At 73.2% G+C, this 19763-nt stretch carries 18 protein-coding genes and 1 tRNA gene; 11 read left to right on the forward strand and 8 right to left on the reverse strand.

Features of this window, described 5'->3' with window-relative positions; translation table 11 throughout:
• The first annotated feature begins 265 nt into the window (after positions 1-265).
• Both ACFQLX_RS18765 and ACFQLX_RS18770 read left to right on the forward strand, forming a co-directional pair.
• Positions 266-1480, forward strand: a complete 1215-nt coding sequence (locus tag ACFQLX_RS18765) for a cytochrome P450 (protein WP_386416707.1) — start codon at positions 266-268, stop codon at positions 1478-1480.
• A 154-nt stretch (positions 1481-1634) separates the two neighbouring features.
• A tRNA-Pro gene (locus tag ACFQLX_RS18770) sits at positions 1635-1708 on the forward strand.
• Positions 1709-1815: 107 nt separating this feature from the next.
• Here the strand turns inward: ACFQLX_RS18770 and ACFQLX_RS18775 are convergent.
• Both ACFQLX_RS18775 and ACFQLX_RS18780 read right to left on the reverse strand, forming a co-directional pair.
• A complete protein-coding gene (locus ACFQLX_RS18775) occupies positions 1816-2451 on the reverse strand; it encodes a response regulator (RefSeq protein WP_386416709.1) in 636 nt (211 codons plus the stop codon).
• A complete protein-coding gene (locus tag ACFQLX_RS18780) occupies positions 2448-3686 on the reverse strand; it encodes a sensor histidine kinase (protein ID WP_386416711.1) in 1239 nt (412 codons plus the stop codon). Before ACFQLX_RS18780 ends, ACFQLX_RS18775 begins: the two co-directional genes overlap by 4 nt.
• 210 nt (positions 3687-3896) lie before the next feature.
• Here ACFQLX_RS18780 and ACFQLX_RS18785 point away from each other — a divergent pair, with 210 nt between their 5' ends.
• Positions 3897-4985, forward strand: coding sequence for an ABC transporter permease (locus tag ACFQLX_RS18785; protein ID WP_386416713.1), 1089 nt, complete (start codon positions 3897-3899; stop codon positions 4983-4985).
• Positions 4982-5677, forward strand: a complete 696-nt coding sequence (locus ACFQLX_RS18790; protein ID WP_386416714.1) for an ABC transporter ATP-binding protein — start codon at positions 4982-4984, stop codon at positions 5675-5677. Before ACFQLX_RS18785 ends, ACFQLX_RS18790 begins: the two co-directional genes overlap by 4 nt.
• 370 nt (positions 5678-6047) lie before the next feature.
• Here ACFQLX_RS18790 and ACFQLX_RS18795 read toward each other — a convergent pair whose 3' ends face one another.
• Positions 6048-7457 (reverse strand): phytoene desaturase family protein, encoded by a 1410-nt coding sequence (locus ACFQLX_RS18795; protein ID WP_386416716.1) that lies wholly within the window; start codon positions 7455-7457, stop codon positions 6048-6050.
• A gap of 95 nt (positions 7458-7552) precedes the next feature.
• Positions 7553-8590: an enoyl-CoA hydratase/isomerase family protein gene (locus tag ACFQLX_RS18800; protein ID WP_386416717.1), complete on the reverse strand. Its 1038-nt coding sequence runs from the start codon at positions 8588-8590 to the stop codon at positions 7553-7555.
• Positions 8591-8788: 198 nt separating this feature from the next.
• On the opposite strand from ACFQLX_RS18800, the gene ACFQLX_RS18805 reads away from it, so the two are divergent.
• From ACFQLX_RS18805 to ACFQLX_RS18830, 6 genes are all read left to right on the forward strand, one after another.
• A complete protein-coding gene (locus ACFQLX_RS18805; RefSeq protein WP_386416719.1) occupies positions 8789-10234 on the forward strand; it encodes a glyceraldehyde-3-phosphate dehydrogenase in 1446 nt (481 codons plus the stop codon).
• Between the two features lie 261 nt (positions 10235-10495).
• The gene (locus ACFQLX_RS18810; protein ID WP_386416720.1) at positions 10496-11281 is read left to right on the forward strand and encodes an ABC transporter ATP-binding protein; all 786 of its coding nucleotides are present in this window, start codon (positions 10496-10498) and stop codon (positions 11279-11281) included.
• A gap of 28 nt (positions 11282-11309) precedes the next feature.
• On the forward strand, positions 11310-12527 hold the full coding sequence (locus ACFQLX_RS18815) for a hypothetical protein (protein WP_386416722.1): 1218 nt from the start codon (positions 11310-11312) through the stop codon (positions 12525-12527).
• A 7-nt stretch (positions 12528-12534) separates the two neighbouring features.
• Positions 12535-13368, forward strand: coding sequence for an SAM-dependent methyltransferase (locus ACFQLX_RS18820; protein ID WP_386416723.1), 834 nt, complete (start codon positions 12535-12537; stop codon positions 13366-13368).
• A gap of 43 nt (positions 13369-13411) precedes the next feature.
• Positions 13412-14098 carry a class I SAM-dependent methyltransferase gene (locus ACFQLX_RS18825; RefSeq protein WP_386416725.1) on the forward strand — a complete coding sequence of 229 codons (687 nt, stop codon included), beginning with the start codon at positions 13412-13414 and terminating at the stop codon, positions 14096-14098.
• A 14-nt stretch (positions 14099-14112) separates the two neighbouring features.
• A complete protein-coding gene (locus ACFQLX_RS18830; RefSeq protein ID WP_386416727.1) occupies positions 14113-14907 on the forward strand; it encodes an ABC transporter permease in 795 nt (264 codons plus the stop codon).
• A 16-nt stretch (positions 14908-14923) separates the two neighbouring features.
• Here ACFQLX_RS18830 and ACFQLX_RS18835 read toward each other — a convergent pair whose 3' ends face one another.
• Both ACFQLX_RS18835 and ACFQLX_RS18840 read right to left on the reverse strand, forming a co-directional pair.
• Complete coding sequence (locus ACFQLX_RS18835) at positions 14924-15874, reverse strand: helix-turn-helix domain-containing protein (protein WP_386416729.1); 951 nt, start codon at positions 15872-15874, stop codon at positions 14924-14926.
• Positions 15875-15996: 122 nt separating this feature from the next.
• Positions 15997-16233, reverse strand: a complete 237-nt coding sequence (locus ACFQLX_RS18840) for a DUF397 domain-containing protein (protein ID WP_386416730.1) — start codon at positions 16231-16233, stop codon at positions 15997-15999.
• A 173-nt stretch (positions 16234-16406) separates the two neighbouring features.
• Between ACFQLX_RS18840 and ACFQLX_RS18845 the strand changes: the two genes are divergently transcribed.
• Entirely contained in the window at positions 16407-17045 is a 639-nt protein-coding gene (locus tag ACFQLX_RS18845) for an ATP-binding protein (protein WP_386416731.1), read from the forward strand.
• Here the strand turns inward: ACFQLX_RS18845 and ACFQLX_RS18850 are convergent.
• Entirely contained in the window at positions 17029-17649 is a 621-nt protein-coding gene (locus ACFQLX_RS18850; protein ID WP_386416732.1) for an L-threonylcarbamoyladenylate synthase, read from the reverse strand. The two genes, ACFQLX_RS18845 and ACFQLX_RS18850, sit on opposite strands and share 17 nt — an antisense overlap.
• A gap of 109 nt (positions 17650-17758) precedes the next feature.
• Positions 17759-19720, reverse strand: coding sequence for a helix-turn-helix domain-containing protein (locus tag ACFQLX_RS18855; protein ID WP_386416733.1), 1962 nt, complete (start codon positions 19718-19720; stop codon positions 17759-17761).
• Positions 19721-19763: the final 43 nt, after the last annotated feature.

Consider the following 19763-nt stretch of genomic DNA (forward strand, 5'->3'; position numbering starts at 1 on the left):
CAGCCAGCGTGCCGCCAGGGCGGCGGAGCGGCCTGAGTACGACTACTCAAATGCCGCTGGGTACACGCCCGTTCGCAGCACGTGACCGCCGCACCCGCGTACGCCCGCCGCAGCCCGACCTGTGCGCACAGCCCTGTATACCTAGGCAAAAAGGCAGATGACCCCCTCAACCGCCCGCGAAGGCGCAACCATGAGGGGAAAGGGCAAGTCGCCACGAAATCGGGCGGCAGGCGCCGCGAGGTGCCGCCCACCCGAAAGGGGGAGCGTGGACGAGCGACTGGCGGCGCTGCGGGCCTGGCAGCTGGACCCCTACCCGCACTACCGGCGCGCCCGGGAGACCGCCGGCCTCACCTTCGTACCGGAGTTGGACGCCTGGCTCGTCTCGCGGGCGCAGGACGTACGCGAAGTCCTGCGCTGGCCCGCCGAGTTCTCCTCCGCCAACGCGCTCACCCCGGACGTCATGCCCGGCCGCGACGCCCTCGCGGTGCTGGCGACCGGCTTCGGCGGCTACCGGGCGGTGGTGGCCTCGGACGGCGACGCCCACCGCCGGCTGCGCGCGCCCGTCAACCGGGGCCTGACCGCCGCCCAGGTCGCCTCCTCGCTGCCGTACGCGACACAGCGCGTGGCGGCCCTGCTCGGCGGCCTCCTCCCGGCCGGGCGCGGCGAGCTGATGCGCGACTACGCACGCCGCCTCCCGGGCCAGGTCATCGGCCGACTGCTGGGCCTGGAGCCGGCGGACGTCCCCGCCGTGGTGGCCGGCAGCTACCGCGCGGAGTCCCTCCTCTTCCAGCCCCTCGACCCCGAGGAGCAGATCCGCGCCGCGCAGGACGTGGTGGCGATGCAGCACCTGCTCGACTCCTACGCCCGCGCCCGGCGCCGCGATCCGCGCGCCGACCTGATCAGCGAGACGGTGTACGCGCTGGCCCCCGGCGCGGGCGAGCTGTCGCGCGAGCAGCGCAACGAGATCGCCTCGCAGCTGCAGAACCTGCTGGCGGCAGGGCACTTCACCACCAGCGCCCTGCTGGGCACGACCCTGCTGCACCTGCTGCGCCACCGCGAGCAGTGGCAACTCATCGTGGAGAGACCCGGGTTGATCCCCGCCGCGATCGAGGAGGCGGCGCGCTACGACTCCCCCGTACAGGGCTTCCGGCGCATCACCACGCGGCCGGTGATGCTGGCGGGGACCGAACTGCCCGCCGGCGCCTCGGTCTTCGTGGCCTTCGGCTCGGCCAACCGCGACGAGCACGCGGTCAAGGACCCGGACGTCTTCGACATCACCCGCGAGCCGGTCCGCCATCTGGCGTTCGGCTACGGCGTCCACGGCTGCCCGGGCCACCAGTTGGCCGAGGAGCAGCTCCGGCTGACGCTGGAGGCGTTCACGGCGCGGCTGCCGCAGCTGCGGCTGGACCCGGCGCGTCCGGCGCGGATGCGGCCCTCGATGATCCACCGCTCACCGGCGGAGCTGCACACGGTGTGGTGAGGCCCCCGTTCCGCCGCCGCCGGGGAGACGCATCTCACAGCACGCCCCGGGATGCGCGGTCCGCCCGGATATCGACTTTGCGGAGCACCCCCCTGTGTGCGGTATTGTTCTCCTGCGCGGTCGGCACGGGGAAACCCGCATCCACACCGGGCATCGGGACGTGGCGCAGCTTGGTAGCGCACTTGACTGGGGGTCAAGGGGTCGCAGGTTCAAATCCTGTCGTCCCGACTCGTGAGAGTCGTAGGGCCGAGGGGCCCGATTGGAGAGATCCGATCGGGCCCCTCGGCCCTTTTCCGGTTCCGTGCGGCTTTTCGGTGACGTGCCGCGCGGGGTGGTCAGCGGCGGATCAGGCCCAGGGTGGTGGCCGTGGCCACCGCCGAGGTGCGGGAGTCGACGGCGAGTTTGGTGTAGACGCGGGCCAGGTGGGATTTGACCGTGCCCTCCGTGAGGTGGAGGCGGTGGGCGATGGCCTGGTTGGAGAGGCCCTCCGCGACCAGGGTGAGGACCTCCGTCTCGCGGCGGGTCAGCGTGGTGGCGGGGGTGCGCAGGCGGTGCATGAGGCGGTCCGCGACCACGGGGGCCAGTGCGGTGCGCCCGGCCGCCGCGGTGCGTACCGCTGCGGCCAGGTCCTCCGGCGGGGCGTCCTTGAGGAGGTAGCCGGTGGCGCCGGCCTCGATGGCGGGGAGGGTGTCGGCGTCGGAGTCGTAGGTGGTGACGATCACGACGCGGGGGGCGCGTGGCTGCGCGGTGATCAGCGCGGTGGCCTGCGCGCCGCCCATGCCGGGGCCGAAGCGCAGGTCCATGAGGACGACGTCGATGTCGCCCCGGGCCGCGCGGGCGACCGCCTCCTCGGCGGTGGCGGCCTCGGCGACGACGAGGAGGCCGGGCTCGGTCTCCAGTACGGCGCGCAGGCCCGCCCGTACGACGGGGTGGTCGTCGGCCAGGAGCAGGCGGATCGGGGTGTCGGTCACGGGCGGGCCTCGGGGTCGGGGGCTTGGCCGGGGTCGGCGGACACCGGCGGCGGCAGGGGGAGGCGCGCGGTCAGGGTCGTGCCGCGGCCGGGGGCGGAGGCGAGGGTCAGCGTGCCGTCCAGGGCCTCGGCCCGGGCGCGCATCGCCGCGAGTCCGTAGCCGCCTGCTGCCGGGTCCGGTACGGACAGCCGGTCGGGGTCGAAGCCGCTGCCGTCGTCGGTGACGGTGAGCGTGACGCCGTCTCCCCCCTGGTCGAGGGTGACCTCGGCCGTGGTCGCGCCGGCGTGGCGGACCGTGTTGGCCAGGGCGGACTGGGCGATGCGCAGCAGCGCCACCTCGTGCGCGGTCGGCAGCGCGGCGGGCTCGCCGGTGAGGTGGAAGCGGGCGGTGAGGGGGTGGCGGGCGGCGGCGGTGGCGCAGAGGCGCTCCAGCGCGCCGGCGAGGGTGGTGTCCTCCAGGGCCGGCGGGGCGAGGGCGGCGACGAAGCGGCGGGCCTCGGCGAGGTTGTCCACGGCGGCCTGGCGGGCCTGCTCGACGTAGCGGGCCGCGCCTGCGGCGGTGGGGGGCAGCGCGCGCTCGGCGGCGCGCAGCAGGAGCTGGATGCTGGTGAGGCCCTGGGCGAGGGTGTCGTGGATCTCGCGGGCGAGGCGTTCGCGTTCGGCCAGTACGCCGGCGGTGTGCTGGGCGCGGGCCAGGTCGGCGCGGGTGGTGGTGAGTTCCTCGATCAGGCGGCGGCGCTCCTCGCTCTCGCGGTAGAGGGCCTGGTAGCCCCGCACCACCGCGACCGCCACCGCCGCGCCGAGGGCGGGGCCGATCGCCATCGCCGCGTCGAAGGTGCCCCGGTGGGCGGCGAAGCCCAGGGCGGCGCCCGCGGCGGTCAGGGCGACGGCGGCCGGTCCGACGCGGCGCGGCAGCAGGTGGAGTTGGAGGAAGTAGAGCGGGAAGGCGAGCCACACCCCGTCGGCGGTCAGGGCGAGCAGGGCCAGCCAGCACGCCTCCACGGCCGCCAGCCACAGGGCGGCGCCCCGCCGGGAGCGGCGGATCGCGGGCAGGGCGGGACCGGCGGCGTAGACGAGGGCGCAGAGCGCGGCGGCTACCGCCGTCGCCCCCGCGTGGGGGGCGTCGTCGGCTACGGCGCGGACGGCGGCCAGGGCGAGCAGCCCGACGAAGAGCAGGTGCAGGCACCAGGTCAGGGCGCGGCTGGTCGGTGCGGGCGTGGGGGCGGAGATGGTCACGGTCCGTACCACTGTAGGGATGCGGGCGCGGCGGCGCCTCTGTCGAAAGGTGGAGGCGGGGTGCCGTCCTTCGGTGCGTGAAGTGCCCTCTCCCGCCAGATGCGGCACGGGGGTCGGGGCGGCGAGGGTGGGGGCGTACTGCTGGGGGCCTGTGCCGAGTCGGCCTTCCGCTCCTCCCCCGTCCACCCGCAGAAAGGGCCGGCCCGCGCTGTGTTCGTAGCCTGGAGAGACCTGAGGTTCGCCAAGGGGCGCTTCGCCCTGATGGGGACCGTCATCGTGCTGATCACGCTGCTGGTCGGGCTGCTGTCCGGGCTGACCGCCGGCCTGGGGCAGCAGAACGTCTCCGCGATCACCTCGCTGCCCGCCGACCGGATCGCCTTCGGCGCGCCCGGCGAGGGGACGAAGCTGTCCTACGCGAACTCCGCCGTCTCCGAGCGGCAGTGGCGGCGGTGGTCGCAGGCGCCCGGGGTACGCGGCGCCGAACCACTGGGCATCACCACCACGCGGGCCGGCGCAGGCGGCCGCAGCGCCGGGGTCTCCGTCTTCGGGGTCGGGCCCGGCTCCACGCTCGCCCCGTACGGCAAGCAGATCAACGCGGGTACGGCGGTGCTGTCCACCGGCGCAGCCAGGGACCTCGGAGTGAAGCCGGGCGACGGCTTCACCCTGGCCGGGCAGCGGCTGCGCGTGGCGGCCATCGGCGGCGACGCCTTCTTCAGCCACACCCCGGTCATCTGGACGGACCTCACCGTCTGGCGGCGCACCGCACCACCCACCGGTACGGGCAACGCCCCGGCCGCCACCGTCATCGCGCTCAGCACCATCAAGAACGCCGACGTCGGGGCCCTCGACAAGGCGACCGGCACCAAGACCGTCACCCGCGACGACTCACTCGCCGCGATCGGCTCCTACACCTCGGAGAACGGCTCACTGCAGCTGATGCGCGCTTTCCTCTTCGCGATCTCCGCGCTGGTCATCGGCGCCTTCTTCACCGTGTGGACCATCCAGCGCAGTGGGGACATCGCCGTGCTCAAGGCGCTCGGCGCCTCCACCGCCACCCTGCTGCGCGACGCGCTGGGGCAGGCCCTCGTGCTGCTGGTCGGCGGCACCGCGCTGGGCACGGCGCTCGCCGCCGGCCTGGGGGCGCTGCTCGCGGGCGGGGACGTGCCGTTCCTGCTCACCGCGTCCACCGTGCTGCTCCCGGCCGCCGTGATGGTCGTACTCGGTGCGCTGGGGGCCGGGCTGTCGGTACGCCGCATCACCTCCGTAGACCCGCTGACCGCCCTGGGGAGCGCCCGATGAGCCTGCACCTGACCGCCGTCACCCTCACCTACCCCGACGGCGCCGGCCGGCTGACCGCGCTGGACGACGTCACGCTGGAGGTGCCGGACGGCAGCCTGACCGCCGTGGTCGGGCCCTCCGGCTCGGGCAAGTCGAGCCTGCTCGCCGTAGCCGCCACCCTCGTCACCCCCGACCGCGGCACCGTCGTCATCGACGGCACCAACACCGCCGGCCTGACCCGCAAGGAACTCACCGAGCTGCGCTGCCGCCGGATCGGCATCGTCTTCCAGCAGCCCCATCTGCTGGCCTCCCTCACCGCCGTCGAGCAGCTCCAGGTGATGGCGCAACTCGACGGCCGCCGACCACGCGGCGTTCGAGGGCGGGCGATGGAACTACTAGACGCCGTGGGACTGGCAGACCGCGCGGCGCGCCGCCCCCACCAACTCTCCGGCGGCGAACGCCAGCGCGTCAACATCGCCCGCGCGCTGATGAACGCCCCCACGGTGCTCCTGGTGGACGAGCCCACCAGCGCCCTCGACCACGAACGCGGGTCAGCCGTCATCGAGTTGCTCACCCGCCTCACCCGCCAGCGAACCACGGCGACGGTGCTGGTCACGCACGATCGCGCGCAGTTGGACACGGTGGACCGGGTCGTGGAGGTACGCGACGGGCGACTGCGCGAGGGGATAGTAGTGGCGCCAGACGGCCCCTAGATCCTGCCCGGAGTTCCCCGTCGTCCATGCGAAGCACAGGCGTCGCGGTGATCAGTGCCTCCCCAAGCTCTTCGAGCAGGGGATACCCATGAGTAAGGGCCCCCGACCGAGAACGCACCCCGAGCGCACCAGGACCCCACCCGCCCGTGCGAGGGGCCCGGAGCGACGCACCCCGAGCGCACCCGCACCCGGCCCCCCATGTGAGGGGCCCGGAGCGACGACTCCGAAAAGACGCACCGCAACGCAGGCCCCCGACAGAGCAGCAAATCGACCGATGGCAAGTCAATCCCTATGGCTTTTCGGAGTTGTCGCGGAGAGGCCCCGCCCCACAAGACGCAGCACCCCCGGAGCACACCACCACCCCGTCAAGCTACAGCGCCGCCAGCGCCGTACGGGCCGCGTGGTAACCGCACATGCCGTGGGCCCCGGGTCCGGGCGGAGTGGCGGCCGAGCAGAGGTAGTGGCCGGGCAGGCCCGTACGATAGGGATTGGCCAACCCCCGGGGCCCCAAAAGGAGTTGGGGGATGGTCTTGGCGCCGGTGAGGATGTCGCCGCCCACGTAGTTGGGGTTGTAGACGGGGAAGTCGGCGGTGGAGCAAACGGCCGTGCCCACGACGCGCTCGCGGAAGCCGGGGGCGTAGCGCTCGATCTGCGCGGTGATCGCCTCCGTCGCGTCACCGGTGTAGCCGTTGGGGACGTGGGCGTAGGTCCACAGCGGGTGGATGTCGCCCACCGAGCGTGCGGGGTCGGCCAGGTACTGCTGGCCGACCAGGACGAAGGGGCGCGCGGGCAGCCGCCCGCTCTGGATCTCCCGTTCGCCGGCGGCGACTTCGGCCAGGGTGCCGCCCAGGTGGACGGTGCCGGCACGGCGCGCGGCCCCGGCCGCCCAGGGGACGCCGCCCTCGACGGCGAAGTCGACCTTGAAGGCGCCCGGCCCGTAGCGGTAGCTGCGGTACGCGCGGGCGCTGCGCGGCGGGAGCCGCTCGCCCAGGATGTCCGCCACGGCCGTCGGGGCGAGGTCGTACATGGTGATGCGGGCGGGCGGCAGATCGCCGGCCGCGCGGACCCGTACCCCCGTCTCGATCGTGCCGCCCAGCTCGGTCAGCAGCGCGGCCAGCGCGTCGGTGATCGCGCGGGAGCCGCCTTCGGCGACCGCCCAGCCGTGGCGGTGGCCGGCGGTGAGGATGCCCAGGCCGATGCTGGAGCTGAGGGGGTGGTGCAGCGGCTGGAAGGCGTGCGCGGCGACCCCGGCGAAGAGGGCGCGGGCCTGCTCGGTGGCGAAGAGGCGGGCCAGCGCGGTGGCGGGGAGCAGGGCGGGCAGGCCGAAGCGGGCCAGCAGCAGGGGGTGGCGGGGGATCCTCAGCTGGGGTCCCATGATGTCGCCGGCGAGTTCGTCGTACGCGGCGGAGGGGCCCGCGAAGAGCTGCCGCCAGCGTCTGCCGTCGCGGCCCAGGGCCGTCGCGGTCTCCTCGACGGAGCGGTGCAGGACCCCCGCCGTGCCGTCGTCGAGGGGGTGGACGCAGTCGATCTCGGGCAGGCGCCAGCGCAGGCCGTGGCGGGCCAGGTCGAGGTCGTTCAGGAAGGGTGAGCCGACCGCCATCGGGTGGACTGCGGAGCAGTGGTCGTGCAGCAGGCCGGGGAGGATCGCCTCGCCGCTGCGGGTGCCGCCGCCGATGGTGTCGGCGGCCTCCAGCACGGTGACGGAGAGTCCCTGGCGGGCCAGGGTGACGGCGGCGGCCAGTCCGTTGGGGCCGGCGCCCACCACGATCGCGTCCGTCACGGGTCACCGTCTCCTGGCTGGGGTGTGCACGGGGTTCTGCTCGGGCGTGAACGATACCGGGCTCCGCACAGGCGTGCGGGGCGAATCGGAGGTGGTCAGGGGAAGGTCAGCTCCCCGGCGCCGAGGGGGGCGAAGCAGCGGGCGACAAACTCCTCGGTGACCTCCTCAAGGGTGCGCGGGGACCAGCGCGGGCGGCGGTCCTTGTCGACGACCTGGGCGCGGATGCCCTCCACCAGGTCCGGAGTGCGCAGCAGGGCGCGGGCGGCGCGGTACTCCAGGCGCAGGGCGTCCTCCAGGGTGGGGACCTCGCGGGCCAGGCGCAGGGCGGTGAGGGTGACCTTCAGGGAGGTGGGGGACTTCGCCAGGAGGGTCTCGGCGGTCTCCTTGGCGGCGGGCTCGCCGCTCGCCAGGAGCCGCTCGACGATCTCGGGGACGCTGTCGGCGGCGTAGGCGTGGTCGATCCACTCGCGGTGCTCGCGCAGGGGTGCGTCGGGGACGTCCGCGGCGTGGCGGTGTAGCGCCTCCTCGACAGGCTCACACGCCAACCGGTCGGCGAGCTCCGGGAGTTGGCCCGAGGGTACGAAGTGATCGGCCAGCCCGCAGAGCACCGCGTCGCCGGCGCCGACAGCCGTACCGGTCAGGGCGAGGTGGGTGCCGAGCTGTCCGGGCGCGCGGGCGAGGAGGTACGTGCCGCCGACGTCGGGGAGGAAGCCGATGCCCGTCTCCGGCATGGCGATGCGCGAGCGCTCGGTGGCGATGCGGACGCCGCCGTGGGCGGAGAGGCCGACGCCGCCGCCCATCACGATGCCGTCCATCAGCGCCACGTACGGCTTGGGGTAGCGGGCGATGCGGGCGTTGAGGCGGTACTCGTCGCGCCAGAACGCCGTGGAGGCACCGCCGCCGGCGCGGGCGTCGTCGTGGATGGCGCGGATGTCGCCGCCGGCGCACAGGCCGCGCTCCCCCGCGCCGGCCAGGACGACGGTCCGTACGGCCGGATCGCGCTCCCAGCGGGTGAGGGCCGCGTCGATGCGGGCCACCATGGCGTGGTTGAGGGCGTTGAGGGCGCGCGGGCGGTTCAGGGTGAGGTACGCGGCCTCGCCCCGGGTCCCGAGCAGCACACTGTCGTCGGTCATCGGGCCATCCTCGCGTACTGCCGGCGAGCCGCCCCGGCCGCCCTTACCCGGACGGCCGCCGGGCCCCCGAAACCTTCGCACCCCCTCCCACCGGCCGTGATTCGGGTCACGTAGGGCCGTCGAAGCCGGATCCCGATAGCCGGTCGATCGAACCGAGTGGTTAACATGTGAGCGCCCTCTAGCTCGAAAGAGATACCCGTGACTGTCAACGACGACTCGTTCACCGACTGGAAGATCCGCGAGGAGATCGCGGAGGCGATGATCCCGATCATCGGGAAGCTGCACCGCGAGCGCGATGTGACCGTGCTGGTCCACAGCCGCTCGCTGGTGAACAAGTCGGTGGTCAGCATCCTCAAGACGCACCGCTTCGCCCGTCAGATCGCCGGTGAGGAGCTCTCGGTCACCGAGACGATGCCGTTCCTGACGGCCCTCGCCGACCTCGACCTCGGCCCCTCGCAGATCGACATCGCCCTGCTCGCCGCCACCTACGCGGCCGACGACCGCGGGCTGAGCGTCGCGGAGTTCACCGCCGAGGCCGTCGCCGGCGCCACGGGGGACAAGAAGATCGAGCGCGGTGCCTCGCGCGACGTGGTCCTCTACGGCTTCGGCCGCATCGGCCGCCTGGTCGCCCGGCTGCTGATCGAGAAGTCCGGCTCGGGCAACGGCCTGCGGCTGCGCGCCATCGTCGTGCGCAGGGGCGCCGAGGGCGACCTCGTCAAGCGCGCCTCGCTGCTGCGCCGCGACTCCATCCACGGCCAGTTCCAGGGCACCATCACCGTGGACGAGGAGACCAGCACGATCGTCGCCAACGGCAACGCGATCAAGGTCATCTACGCGGACGACCCGAGCCAGGTCGACTACACCGAGTACGGCATCAACGACGCCATCCTCATCGACAACACCGGCAAGTGGCGCGACCGCGAGGGCCTCTCCCACCACCTGCGCCCCGGTATCGACAAGGTCGTCCTGACCGCCCCGGGCAAGGGCGACGTGCTCAACGTGGTCCACGGCGTCAACCACGACATGATCAAGCCGGACGAGCGGATCCTGTCCTGCGCCTCCTGCACCACCAACGCGATCGTGCCGCCGCTGAAGGCGATGGACGACGAGTACGGTGTGCTGCGCGGCCACGTGGAGACGGTGCACTCCTTCACCAACGACCAGAACCTGCTGGACAACTACCACAAGGCCGACCGCCGCGGCCGCTCCGCGCCGCTGAACATGGTCATCACCGAGACCGGCGCCGCCTCGGCCGTCTCCAAGGCGCTGCCCGAGCTGAAGGCGAAGATCACCGGCAGCTCGATCCGGGTGCCCGTACCGGACGTCTCCATCGCGATCCTGAACCTCCAGCTGGCGAAGGAGACCACCCGCGAGGAGGTGCTGGAGCACCTGCGCGAGGTCTCGCTGACCTCGCCGCTGCGCCGCCAGATCGACTTCACCTCCGCGCCGGACGCCGTCTCCAGCGACTTCATCGGCTCGCGCCACGCCTCGATCGTCGACGCGGGCGCCACCAAGGTCGAGGGCGACAACGCGATCCTCTACCTGTGGTACGACAACGAGTTCGGCTACTCCTGCCAGGTCGTGCGGGTCGTGCAGTACGTCTCCGGGGTCGAGTACCCGACCTTCCCGGTGCCGGCGGCCTGAGCCCCCGTACCCCGCAGTCGCTTTCCACCGGCGGCCCGTCCCTCCCCCGCAACTCCCGGGGAGGGGCGGGCCGTCGGCCTGTGTGGGACGGCTCCATCCGGCGGCCGGTGAGTGTGGAGATCCCCAACTCCCTTTTCCCGCCGCCCTGCTGACCCTCTTCGGCTAAGATCCCTCCCGACGGCCCCGTGACGCTGAGTCAAGCGGGCGGGAACGGTCCGCGGTCGCCGGCAGGGGCCGCGGGTACAGGGGCGGTGGACTCGAATGACGGTGGCGGACACCCGGGGCGCCGTGTCCGCGGCCGACGACTCCCCCGTGCTCGGCCTCGACGGGGTGGGCATGCGCTTCCCCGACGGCACCGAGGCGCTGCGCGGGGTCGATCTCACCGTCGCGCGCGGGGAGTTCGTCTCCGTGGTGGGCCCTTCCGGCTGCGGCAAGAGCACGCTGCTGCGGATCGCCGCGGGGCTCACCGCGCCGACCGCGGGGCGCGTTAGCGTCCACGAGGGCTCTGCCGGCTCTGTCGGCTACGTCTTCCAGGACCCGACCCTGCTGCCCTGGCGGACGGTCCGCGCCAACGTCGAACTCTTCGGCGAGCTGCGCGGACTGCCCAGGCAGGAGCGCCGGGAGCGGGCGGCGCAGGCGCTGGAGCTGGTGGGCCTGGAGGAGTTCGCGGGGCACCGGCCCGGCGCGCTCTCCGGCGGGATGCGGATGCGCGCCTCGCTGGCCCGCTCGCTCGCGCTGCGGCCGGGGCTGTTCCTGCTGGACGAGCCCTTCGGCTCGCTGGACGAGATCACCCGCGAGCGCCTGGACGAGGACCTGCTGCGGCTGCACCGCGCCGAGCGCTTCGCGGCGCTGCTCGTCACCCACTCCGTCACCGAGGCCGTGCTGCTCTCCTCCCGTGTCGTCGTCCTCACGCCCCGACCGGGGCGGGTCGCGGGCGAGTTCCCCGTGCCGTTCCCCTACCCCCGCGCGGAACGGCTGCGTTTCTCCGCCGAGTTGGCGGCGCTGGCCGCCGAGGTGTCCGCCTGCATGCGGGGCGCCGCCCGATGACCACCCCTCCCCTCAAAGGACCTTCCCCATGCCCCTGAACCGGTCGGCACGCACCGCGTCCGTCCCCGCCGCCCTCGCCGCGCTGCTCTGCCTCGCCACCGCCTGCGGTACGGACGGGGGTGACGGCGACGGCAAGCAGCCCGCGAAGAGCGCGTCCACCACCCCCCTCGCCGCGAGCGCCGTCGACCTGAGCGGCGTCTGCCCCGAGAAGATCGTCGTGCAGGGCCAGTGGCTGCCGAACACCTCCTCCGAGGGGCCGGTGTACCGGCTGCTCGGCCCCGATCCGGCCATCGACGCCGACGCCAAGAGCACCACCGCCGCCCTCACCGCCGGCGGCCACGACACCGGGGTGGACCTGGAGATCCGCGCCGGCGGCCCGGCCATCGGCTTCCAGCCCGTCTCCGCCCAGATGTACGCCGACAAGAGCGTCACCCTGGGCATCCTGGGCGGCTTCGACGAGTCCATCCAGCTCTCCAGGTCCCAGCCCACCCTGGCGGTGCTGGCGATGCTGGAGAAGGACCCGCAGATGATCTTCTGGGATCCGAAGACGTACCCGCAGTTCGCCTCGATCGCCGACATCGGCACAACGGACACCACGGTGCTCACCTTCGAGGGCGACACCTACGTCGACTACCTCATCGGCGCCGGCATCCTGAAGAAGGGCCAGGTCGACCCCTCCAACGAAGGCTCCCCCGCCCGCTTCGTCGCCGAGGGCGGGAAGATCGCCTCCGCCGGCTACGCGGTCGACGACCCGTACATCTACGAGAAGGAGGTGAAGGAGTGGGGCAAGCCCGTGAAGTTCCAGATGCTCTACGACGCCGGCTACCCCAACTACGGCCCCCCGCTGTCGATCCGCCCCCAGGATCGGGCGAAGCTCGCGCCGTGCCTGGAGAAGCTGGTGCCCCTGGTGCAGCAGGCGCAGGTCGACTTCCTCGCCGACCCGCTGCCCACCATCGAGGCCGTGGTGAGGATCAGCGAGGCGTACGACAGCGACGAGGTCTTCACCCGCGCCATCGGTGAGTACAGTGCCGACCGGCTGAAGCGGCTCGGCATCGCCGCCAACGACGCCGAGGGCGCGGACACCACCACCGGCGACTTCGACGAGCGGCGCGTCCAGCGCATGATCGACCTGACGAAGCCGGTCTTCGCCGCGCAGAAGAAGGCGCTCAAGGAGAACCTGGCGCCCTCGGACCTCGTCACCGACGAGTTCATCGACCCGAAGATCGGCTACCCCGGCGGAAGTTGAGGCACCCATGGCGCAGCCACCCGGCTCCTCGGGCGCGTCGGGCAGGCCGCGCCTGCCCGACGGCTCGACCCCCCACTCCACCCGTACCTACGACTACCTCCTCGGCGGCAAGGACAACTACGAGGCCGACCGGGAGCTGATGGAGGAGAACCTCGCGCTCACCCCGGACGCCCGGGTGCGGGTGCGGGCGCAGCGGCTGTTCCTGGCCCGGGCGGTCCGCACCCTGGTCGGCGGGGTCGGCATCCGCCAGCTGCTCGACATCGGCTGCGGTCTGCCGATGCCGCTGCTGGAGAACGTGCACGAGATCGCCCACCGGATCGCACCCGGCACACGGGTGGCCTACGTGGACAACAACCCGGTGGCGGTCGCCCACATGGGCGCGCTGCACACCGACGACGTGCACACCGCGGCCTTCCACGGCGACCTGCGCGAGCCGGAGGCGATCCTGCGGCAGGCGGCCAAGATCGAGGCGCTGGACCTCACCGAGCCGGTGGGGGTGCTGCTGGTCTCCGTCCTGCACTGCCTGCCCGAGGAGGACGAACCCGCCGCCCTGCTGGCGCGGTTGTGCGCGGTGCTGCCGCCGGGCAGCCATGTGGTGGCCACGCACATCTCCGCCGACCTCGACCCGCGCGTGGCGGACGTGGTAAGGGTCTGGGCGAAGGGGGCGACGCCGATGGTGAGCAGAACACGCGCCCAGCTCGTACGTATGCTCGACGGGCTGGAGTTGCTGGAGCCGGGACTGGTCCCCATCCACGACTGGCGGCCCGACGGCCCCGGCGGCCCGCAGGCCGGGGTCACCGCCACCGGCAACGCCTTCGGCGCGGTGGGGCGCACCCCGTGACCCCGCGCCGCCCCGCCGTCCACCCGAGAGGATGACCCCGAACGTGTCCGACGAGACGGTCCACTTCGACGAACTGGCAGAGCTGTACCGGACGTTCGCAGCCGACACCGACTGCCTCTACCGGCCGTGGCTGGCCGCGCACGTCCCCGCGCGCGGCGGGCGCGCGGTCGATCTGGGCTGCGGTTCTGGGCGCTTCACCGGCATGCTCGCCGAGCGCTACGAGCACGTCCTCGCGGTCGACATCGCCGCGCGGGAGATAGAGATGGCGCGCACCGCCCACCCGCGGGACAACGTCGATTTCCGGGTGCGCGCCTACGAGGACGTCACCGCCGCCGCCGACGGCCGCTTCGACCTGGTCTTCTCGGTGAACACCATCCACCACCGCGACGACTACGGGGCGGTCCTCCCCCGGATCCGCGAACTCCTCGCGCCCGGCGGCCACCTGGTGCTGATGGACATCGTGGACCGGGGCGCCAAATCGCGCGAGTGGCTGGTCGATGAGGCCTTCCGCGACGCGCGCGACTCGTACCTGAACCGCTCCCGCGACCACGAGACGGCCGCCGACATCCTGCGGCTGCGGCTGCATCCGGTCTGGCTGCGGCTCAACGGCACGCAGACGGTGCTGAGCCGCGAGGAGTTCCACCGGACCTACGCGGCGGTCTTCCCCGGCGCGGTCTTCGCCGACGACATCCACCCGGCCGTCTGCGCGCTGCACTGGGTCAACTCCTGAACACGCCCGCCCGGTTGCCCCGCCCCTCCCGCTGGCTGCCGCCGCTGCTGGTCCTCGCGGCGGCCGTCGGGCTGTGGTACGCCGTCAGCACGGTGCTGCTCTCCCCCGATCGGCGCTTCCTCTTCCCGCCGCCGCACGCCGTGGTCCGCGAGGGCTACCTCGACGGCGGCAACCGGGCCGAACTCCTGGCGGGGCTGGGCCAGTCGGCGAAGACCGCCGCGCTGGGGCTGCTCACGGCGGCCGCGGCGGGAATCGTGCTGGCGGTGGCGATGAGCCAGGCGCGGTGGGTGGAGCGGTCCCTCTTCCCGTATCTGGTGGTGCTGCAGGCCACGCCCATCCTGGCGCTGGTGCCGCTCTTCGGCTTCTGGTTCGGCTACGGGACGCCGACGCGGGTGCTGGTCTGCGCGCTGATCGCGCTCTTCCCGATCGTCGCCAGCACCCTCTTCGGGCTGCGCTCGGTGGCGGCGGCCCACCACGACCTGTTCACCCTGCACCGGGCCGGGCGCGGGGCGCGGCTGTGGAAACTGCAGCTGCCGGCCGCGCTGCCGAGCCTGTTCACCGGGCTGCGGATCTCGGCGGGGCTGTCGGTGCTGGGCGCCATCGTCGGCGACTTCTTCTTCCGCCAGGGGCCATCCGGGATCGGCGTGCTCATCGACCGCTACCAGTCGCGGCTGCAATCCGAGCAGCTCCTCGCGGCGGTGCTCCTGTCGTCCCTCTTCGGCCTGGCCGTCTTCTGGGCCTTCGGCGCGCTGGCGCGCCGCGCGGTGGGCGCCTGGCACGAGTCGGCGCGCGAGCCGGGGGCGTGGTAGGCGGCGGGTACGGGCCTCAGTAGTCCGCGCGGATGCGCTCCAGGAAGCGCAGGGTGGACTGCCGGGACTCGGCCATCGTGCTGAGGCGGTCCATCACCAGCTGGTAGCGGTTCACGTCCTCGCGCTTGTCGAGGTAGAGGGCGCTGGAGACCTGCTCCAGGTAGACCACGTCCGGCAGGTCGGGCTCCGTGAAGCGCAGCAGCGTCATCGGGCAGCCCTCCGCGGCCGCGGCGCCGGCGGTGAACGGGGCGATCTGCACGGTGACGTTGGGCAGCCGGGACAGCTCCAGCAGGTGGTCGACCTGGCCGCGCATCACCTCGGGGGCGGCGACCACCCGCCGCAGCACGGCCTCGTCCAGCACGGCCCACACCTTCGGCCCGTCCGGCCGGGTGACGACCTTCTGGCGCCGCAGCCGCAGCTCCACCCGGCGCTCGGCGTCCTCGTCGCGGCCCTGGCGGTCCAGCCCCGTCACCGCGCGGGCGTACTCGGCGGTCTGGAAGAGGCCGGGGACGAACTGCACCTGGTAGGTGCGGATGATGGAGGCGGCCTCCTCCAGACCCAGCAGCGGCTCGAACCAGGACGGCAGCAGATCGCTGTACTTGTGCCACCAGCCGGGCGAGTTGGCGCGGCGGGCCAGGCTCAGCCACACCTCGCGCTCGGCCTCCTGCGTGACCCCGTAGAGCGTCAGCAGGTCGGCGACGTCGCGCTCCTTGTAGCCGACCCGGCCCAGCTCCAGCCGGCTGATCTTGGCCTGGGAGCCGCGGACGGTCTCCGCCGCCGCGTCCCGGGAGACGCCGCACTCCTCACGCAGCCGGCGCAGCTGGGTGCCCAGCAGGATGCGCAGCACCGTGGGACCGCCGCGCGGCGCGACCAGGTGGTGCGCCGAACCCTCGGCCTGCTCGCGCTGTGCCGTCCGCACGGCGGGCTCGTACCGCCCGCTGTCCGGCAGTGCCGCCGCCTCGCCCATCCCCGCCCACCGATTCCTCGCGCCCAGCCGACCACTGTTCGATCAAACACTGTTCGATCAAAGGCATATCCTAGAGGGCTTCCCCCGCAACTCGCCCAACCGTGCGGCGACTTGGCGGAACCTCAGCCTCCGACCAGGTCGTCGAAGTCCCCGTCCTTCACTCCCAGGATGAAGGCCGCGATCTCCGACCTCGTGTACACCAGCGCCGCCCCCTCGGGGTCGCGCGAGTTGCGTATCGCCGCCCCTCCACCGGGGAGGCCCGCCATCTCGACGCAGTCGCCGTTGGCATTGCTCCGACCGCTCTTGCGCCAGACGGCACCACGCAGTTCGCCCGCGGGGACGTCGTTGCCGATCCGCATCTTCTCATCCTTCCTTGATCGTTGGCAGCACTGTACGTGCATCTGTACTTGCGGATGAAAGGTCGAATGAAATTTCAGATGCACTTGCAGCGGGAAGCCGTGTGCAGGACGATGAGGTTGGGGTACGCGCTTGCTCAACCGGCTCAACTGGCACACGGAGAAGGGGCGTTGCGATGCCGTCGGCACCACTGCAGGAATGGCTGAGGTCACCGGGTGCGGCCACGTGCCAGCTGGCGGCCGATCCGCGGTCCATCGCCGTGGCCCGTTCCGTGGTCCGCTCCCACCTCTGCGACTGGGGCCTGGACAAGCTGTCCGACGATGTCTGCGCGGCGGTCTCCGAGCTGGTGACCAACGCCTTACGGCACGGGACGCCCCCGCAGGAGCCCCGGGCCCGACGGGCGGCGCAGGGCGCGCAGGGTGTCAATCCGCTGACGCTGGGCCTGATGCGGCGCGGCTCGGCGGTGGTCTGCGCGGTCTTCGACCCCGGCCTGGGCGTACCGCGCCTCTCCGCGCCCGATCCGCTGGCCGAGTCGGGGCGCGGGCTGCACATCGTCGCCTCGCTCAGCGACCTGTGGGGCTGGAGCCGGCCCACACCGGCGGGCAAGGCGGTGTGGGCGGTGTTCTCCGCCTCCGGTGGGGCCGACGCCCTCGACGAGACGCTCGCCCCGGACGTACCGGACCCGCTGCGGGCGCACCACCCCGCCGGACGGCCGGCGCGCGGGCGGGCCCGGGAGCGGTCCCTCCACCGTGCCCTGAACCGCACCCTCGGCCTGACGGGCGCCCTGCTGCCCCCCTTTACTCGAAGCGCGTGAAGTCGCCCGCCCCCTTGCGGACGAGCTGCGCCTCCCCGTCGGAGAAGTCGATCACGGTGGTCGGCTCGGTGCCGCAGTCCCCGGAGTCCAGGACGAGGTCCACCGAGTGCTCCAGGCGCTCCTTGATCTCCCAGCCCTGGGTCAGCAGCTCCGCCTCGTCCGGCAGCAGCAGCGTGCTGGAGACCAGCGGCTCGCCCAGCTCCGCCAGCAGCGCCTGGGTGACGACGTGGTCGGGGATGCGCACGCCGACGGTCTTCTTCTTCGGGTGCAGCAGCTGGCGCGGCACCTCTTTGGTGGCGGTCAGGATGAAGGTGTAACTGCCGGGCGTGGTCGCCTTGATGGTGCGGAAGACGTCGTTGTCGACGTAGACGAACTGGCCGAGCTGCGCGAAGTCCCGGCAGACCAGGGTGAAGTGGTGCCGGTCGTCCAGCTCACGGATGGCGCGGATACGCTCCAGGCCCTCCCGGTTGCCCAGGCGGCAGCCGAGCGCGTAGCAGGAGTCGGTCGGGTAGGCCACGAGGGCGCCGGAGCGCAGCTCGTCGGCCACGCCGCTGATGGTGCGTCGCTGGGGATTGTCGGGATGCACGTCGAAGTACTTCGCCATTGGGCGAGTGTATGGCCTGTTCGGGCCTGCCAGGGGTCACCCGATCGGGTGGGCATGGATCAGGGTCCGGTCGAGAACGCGGCCCGCCCGGCGCCCGGAGCGGCCCGGCTCAGCGCGCCCCCAGCACCGCGTGGACCTTCAGTGCCAGGTGGACCTGCAGGGCCTGGTCGCTGTGCTTCCACTGCGGGCCCAGCAGCGCCGTGATGCGGTCGATGCGCTGGTAGAGGGTGTTGATGTGGATGTACAGCGCGGTGGCGGTGCGCGTCAGGCTGGTGTCGTGGGCGAAGTAGGTCAGCAGGGTGCGGACCAGCTCCCCGCCGCGCCGCTCGTCGTAGTCCAGTACGGGGCCCAGCGTGCGCCGTACGAAGCGGTGCAGCTCGTCGCGGCCGGTCTGGTGGAACAGCAGCCCGTAGACGCCCAGTTCGCCGGGGGTGGCGCCCTCGCCGTCGCGTTGCAGGGCGAGCAGGACGTCCAGGCAGCGGGTGGCGTCGCGGTGCGCCTCCACGACCGCCTCCGTGCCCGGGGCGGCGTCGGCCGCGCCGACGGTGACGGGCACCTCGGCCGCCTGGCTGAGGTGGGCGGCCAGCGCGCCCGCCAGCGCCGCCGCGTCGCCGGCGCCGCGCTCCCCCTCGCCGGGCAGCAGCACCACCACGTCGCCCCGGTACTCCCCCGCCAGTCCGCCCGCCCGCGCCGCGTAGGGGGCGGCGGCGTCCGCGATGCGGCGGCGGTGCCTGCTGTCGCGGGAGCGGGCGGCCAGCACGGTGTGCGCGCGGCTCAGGCTGAGGCCCATCAGGCTGGCGCGGCGGCGCAGGCCCTCGGGGTCGCGGTGCGGGCTGCCGAGCAGGTCCTCCAGGAGTTCGCCGTGCAGCCGGTGCTCGGCCTCGGTGACGGCGCGTTCGCTCAGCAGCATCAACGCCGTGACCAGCGCGGCGCGTTCGAGGGCGCGGATGTCGCCGCTGTCGGGCCGGTCGCGCAGCAGCAGCAGGGCGCCCAGCGCCTCGCCGCCCGCCACGATGGGGGTGGCGCAGGCGGTCCGGCCGCCGTCGGCGGCGGGGACCTTGCGGGTGCGGCGGGCCTCGGTGGGCAGTACGCCGGCCTCCCGTACGGCCTGGGCGGCGGGGCAGTCCTCGGGGAGGGCGCCGGTGGCGCGGGCCCGTTCCACCAGCGGGTCGGCGCCGGCGGCGGCGAGGGTGCGGCGCTGGGCGTCCAGGACCAGGATGCTGCCGCCGAGGACGTCGGCGAGGGTGGCGGCGACGTCGGGCAGGCCGGCGCCGTCCAGGACGATGCCGATGAGGCGTTCGTGCAGGGCGGCGGCGCGTTCGATGGACTCGCTGTGCGCCTGGATGAGGGTGTTGGCCTCGGTCAGCTCCTCCACCGCGCGGCGTACGTCCTGGAAGAGCGTGGCGTTCTCGATCGCGATGGCCGCGTGGTTGGCGAGGGAGACCAGCAGCGCGACCTCGTGCTCGGCGAAGGGGCGGATGCGGCGGTTCGCGGCGAAGAGCACGCCGATGACGCGCTCGCCCAGGACGAGGGGGACGCCCTGGATGGAGACGAGGCCCTCGCCGCTTACGACGTCGTCGATGGTGTGCTCGAAGCGGGCGTCGGCGAAGTAGTCGGGGGTGGCGTAGGGCACGGCGTCCTTGGCGACCAACCCGCCCAGTCCGGCGCCCAGTTCGAGGCGGGCCTGCTTGAAGGCGTCGGTGCGCACGCCGTCGGTGACGCGCATGTAGGTGTCGCCGCGGCGGGGGTCGTTGAGCATGAGGTAGGCGGCGTCGGTGACGAGCAGGGCGCGGGCCCGGCGCACGATCGCCCGCAGCACCGCCTCCAGGTCGCGCAGTGAGGACATCTCGCCGGCCGTCTCGTACAGGGCGGCCAGTTCGCTCTCGTGGCGGCTCTGCTCCTCCAGCCGGGCGCGTACCCGCAGCGCGTCGGCCACCAGCGGCCGAAGCAGCGGGAGTTCGGCCTCGGGGGCCTGCGCCAGGAGCGCTTCGAAGCGCTCGGCGGGGGCGCTCTGGCACAGCAGGCGCAGCAGTTCGCCGGCCGGCCCGGTCTCGGCTGCGGTACGCCGCACGGTTCCTCCCGGGGTCGCTTGCTGTGATCGTCGGTTGTCGCCG

The organism is Streptomyces polyrhachis, from assembly GCF_042663125.1.
GTDB lineage: Bacteria > Actinomycetota > Actinomycetes > Streptomycetales > Streptomycetaceae > Streptomyces > Streptomyces polyrhachii.

Coding starts and splice junctions, on each gene's coding strand:
- ACFQLX_RS18840 (WP_386416730.1), bottom strand. CDS start 16,233: ATGCGGATCGGCAACGACGTCCCCGCGGGCGAACTGCGTGGTGCCGTC.
- ACFQLX_RS18790 (WP_386416714.1), top strand. CDS start 4,982: ATGAGCCTGCACCTGACCGCCGTCACCCTCACCTACCCCGACGGCGCC.
- ACFQLX_RS18845 (WP_386416731.1), top strand. CDS start 16,407: ATGCCGTCGGCACCACTGCAGGAATGGCTGAGGTCACCGGGTGCGGCC.
- ACFQLX_RS18835 (WP_386416729.1), bottom strand. CDS start 15,874: ATGGGCGAGGCGGCGGCACTGCCGGACAGCGGGCGGTACGAGCCCGCC.
- ACFQLX_RS18820 (WP_386416723.1), top strand. CDS start 12,535: ATGGCGCAGCCACCCGGCTCCTCGGGCGCGTCGGGCAGGCCGCGCCTG.
- ACFQLX_RS18800 (WP_386416717.1), bottom strand. CDS start 8,590: ATGACCGACGACAGTGTGCTGCTCGGGACCCGGGGCGAGGCCGCGTAC.
- ACFQLX_RS18850 (WP_386416732.1), bottom strand. CDS start 17,649: ATGGCGAAGTACTTCGACGTGCATCCCGACAATCCCCAGCGACGCACC.
- ACFQLX_RS18810 (WP_386416720.1), top strand. CDS start 10,496: ATGACGGTGGCGGACACCCGGGGCGCCGTGTCCGCGGCCGACGACTCC.
- ACFQLX_RS18815 (WP_386416722.1), top strand. CDS start 11,310: ATGCCCCTGAACCGGTCGGCACGCACCGCGTCCGTCCCCGCCGCCCTC.